Here is a 7,419-nt window from a genome sequence, read left to right on the forward strand (position 1 = left end):
CAACCACGCGCACCCGCGTTTACTTCCGCACCGGGATCCTGATCAGCACCTTCTCCTTCTGGTCGACCACGTAGAACGCGGTGATCTCGGACATGGGCAGCGTCGTCGACCGCTTGAAGACGGCCTTGTCCTGGTACGCCTCGCGGCTGATCGTCCAGCTCTCCGTCAGCTCGTGCCGCCCGCCGGCCACGACGAGGAGGCTGCAGGTCGTGTCGACGGGCACGCCCCGCACGCTCACGTCCAGCTCCGTGCCGCTGCCGCCGGGCCAGACCGACACGGTGGCGGAGTACTTCTCGGCCCTGTTCACGCCGGAGAACTTCAGGCCCTCGGCCATCTTGAACGGCGACGCGGACGGCGCCGCCTTGCTGGGCCGTTTGGCCTGCGGCGTCGGCTCGGCCAGCCGGCTCAGCGGCGCCTGGTCGGACTCCGAGGACGAGTCCCGCATCGTCTGCGACTCCTGGGTGGACATGGGAGCCGCCACCCCGGAGGCCACCTGCTGCCGGGTGCCGCTGTTCACGACCGACACGATCGTGCCGCCGACCCCCAGCAACGCGACGGAGGCGGCCGCCACCAGCAGCAGCCGGCCGCGCCTGTTGCGCTTCGCGCTGGCGTTCAGCAGCCGGTCGAGCACCTGCCGCGGCGGGCTTGCCACCAGCTCCACGTCTCGTTCGGACACCTTGCCAAGAAACGAGGCCACGCCTTCGAGGTCGAGCAGCTCGCGGCCGCACTCCTCGCAGGTCGCCAGGTGGTTGTCGATCTCCAGCGCCTCGTCGGGGTCGAGCGCGCCCAGCGCGTGCGCGCCCAGGGCGAGCCTTACCTCCTCGCACGTCATCATGGCGCCAACCCCCGCTCCTCGAGGGCCAGTTTGAGCGCCCGCAACGCGTAGTAGGTGCGGGATTTGACCGTGCCCGGCGGTATGCCCAGCGTCGCCGACGCCTCCTTCACCGATCGCCCCCGATAGTAGACCTCCAGCAGCACCTCACGGTGCTCCTGCCTGAGCACGGCCAGCGCCTCGGCCACCGCCCACGACTCGACGGCGCGCTCCAGGTCGTCGTCCGCCGGCATGACGGCCAGCGCCTCGTCCCCGGTCTCCTGCGGTCTGGCCTTCTTGGCCCGATGCTGGTCGACAACAAGGTTCCGGGCCACCGTGAACAGCCACGCGCGCACCGGCCGGCCCGAGAGGGCGTCGGGATGTCGCCAGGCCCGCAACAGGGTCTCCTGCACGACATCCTCCGCCCGCCCGGAATCACCGGTCAGCCGCAGGACGTAGCCGTAGAGTGGCCCGGCATGCTCGTCGAAGAGGGTTCTCACGAGTTCCTCATCCGCGGTGGTGCCGGCTGCGCTCACAGGCCCGCCTTCGTCGGGCCCGTGAGCGCTGCGCTGCTGTGCCGATTGGCTCGCTCGCTGCGCTCTCTCACGTACCTCATCACGTACGGACCCCAGGTCCGGTTCAGACTCATCCACGGATCGGCACGTCAGACGCTTCGGCCGAGATCTCCAATCCTTCGGCCACGCTCTTGACCCCGGTCACCTTCACGTCGAAGGGCAGCTTCCCCTTGAACTTGATGGTGTAGGAGACGAGCGACGCGAGCTGGTCGGGCACGCCCTCGATCTTCTCGGCCTGGATCTTGATGCCGCCGTCGACCAGCTCGACCCGCATCTCGGCGTTGAACTTCACCTTGTTCACCCCGACCGTCACCTCGCCCGACGCCGTGAGCCGCTCACCGTTGCCGCCGATCTTGACGCCTCTGGGGGCGTACTTGTCGATCGTCGCCCTGGTCAGGGTGCCGGCGATGGCCACGCGCCCGGCCTGGATGTTGGCTCTGTTCTGCAGGACGTCCGCCAGGGGAGCCGTCACGTCGTAGGCGGCGCCCCGGAGGTTCTTGATCGGCACGCCACCGTAGGTGAACGTGCCGAGATTGAACCGTACCTCCGGATAGCGCCCCGAGACGGCCTGCGTGAGAAAAGGGATGCCCTCAATTGTCACGGTCGGCTTGTCGGACAGGTCGGTCGCGGCGGCGATCCGGTTGGAGAGATCGCGCTCCACGCCCGCCACGGCGACCCGGTCGACGGCGACAAGGAGAATGACCAGCACGATCAGGAAAATGATCAGCTTCCGCATGGGGCTCCCTGTCTGTGGCGGGGGTCAAGAGCCTATCGACTGGCCTCACTCATTCCCCCATGGAAGGCCCCATCACCCGCCGGCGAACGGCGGCAGCACCTCCACGGTCGCCCCGTCGGCGAGAACGACCTCGTCATGAGGGCGTTTGCCGACCGGAGAGCCGTCCACGAGGAACGAGCAACGCCTCACCACGCGTGCCAGATCTCCATGGTTCTGTGTGATTTTCGTCATGAGTTCACCAAGAGTGACCGCGTCGAACGGCTCTTCCGCCACTCCGGCCGCCTCCTTCGCCGCAGCCCAATAACGTACCTTTCCCGTGGCCATGGGCACCTCACAATCCCTTTCCGGTCTATTGTGCGTCGCCCTTAACAAGGTTGTTTCGAGAGACGCGCTGTTCACCTGTTGGACGCGCAATGGACGCGACTTACTCGTGGGATATCCTCACCTACGGGACCTGGGCGATGAAGCCCCCGGGTCCTTGCGTGTTTGAGGAGGCCGTAATGAGCAACCTGCTCCTGCTGACCAACGCCCTCGAGCCGTCCGCCGAGGTGCTCCCGGCGCTGGGCCTGCTGCTCCACTCGGTCCGGGTCTCACCCGCGGAGGCGTCCGCACTGATCGACACGCCTCCCGCCGACGCGGTCCTCGTCGACGCGCGGAAGGAACTCGTGCAGGCCAAGAGCCTGTGCCGGTTGATCCGCACGACCGGCATCGACTGCCCGCTGCTGGTGATCGTCACCGAAGGCGGGCTGGCCGCGATGACGGCCGAGTGGGGTGTGGACGACGTGCTGCTCGACAGCGCGGGCCCGGCAGAGGTGGAGGCGCGCCTGCGCATGGCCACGGGCCGCATCTCGCAGGCCGCGACGGAGGAGGTCCCCGACGAGATCCGCAGCGGCGACCTGTCGATCGACGAGGCCACCTACACCGCGCGGCTGCGCGGCCGGGTGCTCGACCTCACGTTCAAGGAGTTCGAGCTGCTGAAATACCTCGCCCAGCACCCGGGCCGGGTCTTCACCCGCGCCCAGCTGCTGCAGGAGGTCTGGGGTTACGACTACTTCGGCGGCACCAGGACGGTCGACGTCCACGTGCGGCGGCTGCGCGCCAAGCTCGGCACCGAGTACGAATCCCTCATCGGAACGGTCCGCAACGTCGGCTACCGCTTCGTCCCCGACCGGCAGGACACCGCCGCCGTCTGATCGTTGACAGAGGCACCCGCCGATATGACACATTGTCGTTGAGGTTGTTTCGCGTCTGTCATACGAGGACACCGCCGTCCCCAGATTGGTGGTGTCGGGGTGGGTCTGTTCCGGTCGTTGGTGGACGAGGGCGCCAGGCCCCGCGTCTTCCGGCGTAACGAGACCATTTGCTCGCCGTTGCGGCCCGCCCACCGGATTTACCTCATCGACCACGGCTACGCCCGCGAATACACCCCCGCGGGCGAGCGCGAGGCCATCCACGACCTGCGCGGCGCGGGCGACCTCGTCGGCGAGCTCGCCTTCTGGAACCCGGCCGAGCGCGCCAAGGTGGACGCGCTGACCGAGGTGCGGGCCTGGCCCATCGACATGCGCCGGCTGCGCGAGCACGCCGCCGCCGGCCCGGCCGTGGCCACGGCGCTGGTGCAGGAGCTGTTCGCCAGGAACGTGGCCGCCCGCAGGCACGAGTCGCTGGCCCGGGCCCCCGTCGCCGCCCGGCTGGCCGTGTGGCTGCTGCACCTGGACGAGCGTTACGCGCTGGCCGCTGAGTCCGCGCCGCCGCTGTCCATGGAGACGCTGGCCGACCTCGTGGGCAGCTCCCCCGACGTGGTGCAGCGCCAGCTCACGCAGTGGGTCCAGCGGGGCTGGCTGGTACGGCCCGGCTACCGGCGGCTGCGCATCGCGGACCCGTCCGCGCTGCGCGATGTGGCGGGCGGCTGGGAGCACCTGTCGGAGCCGTGGCAGGGACGGGTGACGCCGTTCCTGACCAGGCCGGGGGCGCTCGCGGAGCCGCTGCCCCTCGGCGAGGTGCCGAAGCCGCGCCAGCTCCCCGCCGACGTGTCCGACTTCACCGGGCGCCAGCAGAGCCTGGACCTGCTCACCGCCTGGCTGGAGCGGCCCAGGCGGACGAACACCATGATCGTGCAGGGACTGCCGGGCGTGGGCAAGACCGCGCTGGTGACGCACTGGGGGCACCTGCACGCCGGCCGGTTCCCCGACGGCCAGATCGTGATCGACCTGCGCGGGCAGTCGCCGAGCCAGCCGCCGATGACTCCGGCCGAGGCGCTCGGGCAGATCCTGCGCTCGCTCGGGGTCGGCGAGCACATGCCCGCCGACGACGAGGCCGAGCTGACGCTGCTCTACCGCAGCAGGATCGCCGGGCGCAGGCTGCTGCTCATCCTCGACAACGCCGCCGACCCGGCGCAGGTGCGGGCGCTGCTGCCGGGCGGCAAGGACTGCGTGGTGCTGGTGACCAGCCGCACGCGGATGGCGCCGCTGCGGGCCACCGGGCACGCCGACCTCATGGACCTGCCGGTGCTCGACCCCGGCAACGCGGTGGCGCTGCTGGTGGCCGTGCTCGGGGAGCACTCCCCGCGGGCCGCCGACCGGGACGCGCTGGCCGAGCTGGCCAGGGTGTGCTCGTACCACCCGTTCGCGCTGCGGATCTCGGCGGCCAAGCTGGCCGAGAGCCCCGGGCTGAGCGTGCAGGAGCGGGTCCAGGAGCTGCGCAGGCCGGGCACGCTCCTGGTGGGCGATCCGGAGGAGGCGTTCAGGTCGGCGCTCGATCTGGCGTACGAGTCGCTGAGCCCGGGGCAGCGGCGCGCGTTCCGGCACGTGGGGCTGCTGCCGGGCCGGGACTTCACGCCCGAGGTGCTGGCCGCCGCGCTCGGCGCCCCGGTCAGCGAGGCCGTGGTGGCGGTGGAGGGGCTGCACCGGGCGTATCTCGTCGAGCCGCTGGCCGGGCCACGCTACCGGGTGCACGACCTGGTCAAGCGGCTGGCCAGGGAGCTGGGCCGGCATGCCGAGGCAGGCGTGCGGGAGGCCAGGGCGCGGCTGCTCGACCACTACCTGGCGGTGGCGACCGACCCCGCGACGGCGCCCGAGTGGTTCGAGGCCGAGCGGCGCTCGCTGGTCTCGGCCGTGCGGCTGGCCGAGGAGAGCGGCGCCCAGGGGATGGCGTGGCGGCTGGCCGAGGCCGTGTTCGAGCCGTTCAGGAAGCTGCGGTACAACGAGATCAACCTGGAGATCCAGCAGGCCGGGCTGACCTCGGCGATGCAGGTGAGCAACCGGCGGGCGATCGCGCGCATGCGCAGCAACCTGGGCTCGATCCACCGGGACATCGGGCCCTCGACGCTCGCGGCCAGGTTCATCGGGGAGGCGCTGGAGGAGTTCGCCTCGCTCGGCGACGCCGAGGGGCGGGCCAGCGCGCTCAACGACCTGGCCGAGGTGCACGGCATCGCGGGCCACAACGAGGAGGCCCTGCGGTGCGCGGGCGAGGCGCTCGACCTCTACCGCGAGATCGGCGACCTGGCCGGGGTGGCGAGCTGCCTGCACACGCTCTCGCGGCTGCACCTGTCCCAGGAGCGCTACGAACTGGCGTTGCAGCACGCGGGTCAGGCCCTGGAGGTACGCGAGGAGCTCGGCGACCGCAGGGGCACGGCGCAGAGCCTGATCATCCTGGCCACGGTGCAGCGGGACCTGGGCGAGCCGAACGCGGCGCTGTCCGAGGGCCTGGAGGCGCTGTCGATCTGCCACGAGTTGGGCGACGAGCACGCCGAGGCCGAGACGCTGCTCTGCCTGGCCGAGATCTACGACCTGCTGCGGCTGCCGCACGACGCGCAGCGGGACGCCGAGCGGGCCCTGGCCGGGTACACGGCGACGGGCGACCAGCACGGCTGCGGGCGCGCCCTGTGCGCGCTCGGCCGGATCGCGCGCAACGGCTCCCGGTACGACGAGGCCCTGGCCTACTACGAGCAGGCGCTGGCCGTGCAGGTGGAGCTCCACCACGAGCAGGGCAAGGCGGAGACGCTCGGCGACATCGGGCTGGTGCACTGGCGGCTGTCCGACTACCTGCGGGCCGACGACTACCTCAACCAGGCGCTGACGATCAGCCGGGTGATCCGCGACGAGCCGGTGGAGGCCCGCATGCTCAACCGGCTCGCCAGGGTGCGGCGGCGGCAGGGCCTGCCGCACGTGGCGTTCGTGTACGCGCTCGAAGCCCTGGACATCGTGCAGGGCATGGGCAACCGGCGGGCCGAGGCGGACGTGCAGGAGACGCTGGCGAACACGTACCTGTCGCTGGGGCAGCACCAGCCCGCGCTGCGGGCGGCCAAGTCGTCGCTGGCGATCAGGGAGGAGCTGCGGGACAACCGGGCCAGCGCGCTGCTGTCGATGGCGCAGGCGCTGCACACGGCGGGCGAGCCGCAGGAGGCGCTGAAGCTCGCGTGGGAGACGGTCGAGCTGCAGAACGAGACCGGCACGAAGGACCGGTGGGCGGCGGCGCTCACGACGCTGGCCATGGTGCTGCTGGACCTCGGTCTGGCCGGGGAGGCGCTGGTCCACGCGCGCCAGGCCAGGGACGTCCATCTCGAGTGCGGGACCAGGCGGGACCTGGGGTGCGCGCTGCGGGCGCTGGGGCTGATCTCGGCCAGGCTGGGGAACCGGGGCCCGGCCGGCGGCTATCTGCGGGAGGCGCTGCGGCTGCTGGAGGAGGTCGGGGACGTCTTCGAGGTACGGCGGGTGTCGGAGGATCTCCGCGAGCTGGGGGCCAGCCCCACGTCCTGAAATATCGCTAAAAGTCGTGAAATCTCGGATGTGAGGTCGCAGATCTTCTCCGGAAATTTCCGTTAGCTGGTGCTACCAGCTACTCCAACGGGGGTGATCCGGATGCTCAAGAACCATCTGCGTCGAGACCTTCAGTGGCTCAAACGCCAGGCGCGCAAGGACCGGCGGATCACTGTTGTCCTGCTCACCGGCGTGCCGGCCGCCTGGGTCCGCCAGCTCCCGCCGTCGGACCTCCTGGGCGGCTCCCCGATCCTGCTGGCCCTCTCGCTGGGGCTGCTCGGCGGGTCGGGGGCGGCCTGGCTGATGTCGGCGTACTTCGTCACCAGGACCCTCAAGGCGCGCAGGGAGCCCGCGGAGGAGCTCCGGTGGATCTCCAGGATCAGCCGGGGCAAGGAGTGGGCCTTCTGCTCGTTGAGCGCCTACGTGGCCTGGCACCTGCTGCAGTTCGTCACGGTGCCCAGGTAGCCCTGGTGACCGGTGAGAAGTACCCGCATCAGTTCTCCAGATCGACGGTGAGCTTGGAAACGTGGAACGCCTCGGCAT

General features: G+C 70.6%; 7 protein-coding genes. 3 read left to right on the forward strand and 4 right to left on the reverse strand.

Going from position 1 to position 7,419, the window contains the following annotated elements:
- Positions 1-19: 19 nt before the first annotated feature.
- The 4 genes from ACWEPL_RS49460 to ACWEPL_RS49475 all read right to left on the reverse strand — a co-directional run bounded on the left by ACWEPL_RS49460 (position 20) and on the right by ACWEPL_RS49475 (position 2,446).
- Complete coding sequence (locus ACWEPL_RS49460; protein WP_452440390.1) at positions 20-835, reverse strand: anti-sigma factor family protein; 816 nt, start codon at positions 833-835, stop codon at positions 20-22.
- Complete coding sequence (locus ACWEPL_RS49465) at positions 832-1,347, reverse strand: sigma-70 family RNA polymerase sigma factor (RefSeq protein WP_363962056.1); 516 nt, start codon at positions 1,345-1,347, stop codon at positions 832-834. Before ACWEPL_RS49465 ends, ACWEPL_RS49460 begins: the two co-directional genes overlap by 4 nt.
- A gap of 109 nt (positions 1,348-1,456) precedes the next feature.
- The gene (locus ACWEPL_RS49470; protein WP_363962055.1) at positions 1,457-2,122 is read right to left on the reverse strand and encodes an LmeA family phospholipid-binding protein; all 666 of its coding nucleotides are present in this window, start codon (positions 2,120-2,122) and stop codon (positions 1,457-1,459) included.
- Positions 2,123-2,194: 72 nt separating this feature from the next.
- Positions 2,195-2,446, reverse strand: coding sequence for a MoaD/ThiS family protein (locus tag ACWEPL_RS49475; protein ID WP_350733178.1), 252 nt, complete (start codon positions 2,444-2,446; stop codon positions 2,195-2,197).
- 176 nt (positions 2,447-2,622) lie between these two features.
- Here ACWEPL_RS49475 and ACWEPL_RS49480 point away from each other — a divergent pair, with 176 nt between their 5' ends.
- From ACWEPL_RS49480 to ACWEPL_RS49490, 3 genes are all read left to right on the forward strand, one after another.
- Entirely contained in the window at positions 2,623-3,315 is a 693-nt protein-coding gene (locus ACWEPL_RS49480) for a response regulator transcription factor (RefSeq protein ID WP_185070386.1), read from the forward strand.
- A 99-nt stretch (positions 3,316-3,414) separates the two neighbouring features.
- Positions 3,415-6,876, forward strand: coding sequence for a tetratricopeptide repeat protein (locus ACWEPL_RS49485; RefSeq protein WP_452440391.1), 3,462 nt, complete (start codon positions 3,415-3,417; stop codon positions 6,874-6,876).
- Between the two features lie 102 nt (positions 6,877-6,978).
- A complete protein-coding gene (locus tag ACWEPL_RS49490; protein ID WP_452440393.1) occupies positions 6,979-7,341 on the forward strand; it encodes a hypothetical protein in 363 nt (120 codons plus the stop codon).
- Positions 7,342-7,419 lie beyond the last annotated feature (78 nt).

The sequence above is a fragment of the Nonomuraea sp. NPDC004186 genome (assembly GCF_053603495.1).

Bases quoted from the DNA above. Each gene is read 5' to 3' on its own strand.
- ACWEPL_RS49460 (WP_452440390.1), bottom strand. From the start codon at position 835: ATGATGACGTGCGAGGAGGTAAGGCTCGCCCTGGGCGCGCACGCGCTG.
- ACWEPL_RS49490 (WP_452440393.1), top strand. From the start codon at position 6,979: ATGCTCAAGAACCATCTGCGTCGAGACCTTCAGTGGCTCAAACGCCAG.
- ACWEPL_RS49475 (WP_350733178.1), bottom strand. From the start codon at position 2,446: ATGGCCACGGGAAAGGTACGTTATTGGGCTGCGGCGAAGGAGGCGGCC.
- ACWEPL_RS49480 (WP_185070386.1), top strand. From the start codon at position 2,623: ATGAGCAACCTGCTCCTGCTGACCAACGCCCTCGAGCCGTCCGCCGAG.
- ACWEPL_RS49470 (WP_363962055.1), bottom strand. From the start codon at position 2,122: ATGCGGAAGCTGATCATTTTCCTGATCGTGCTGGTCATTCTCCTTGTC.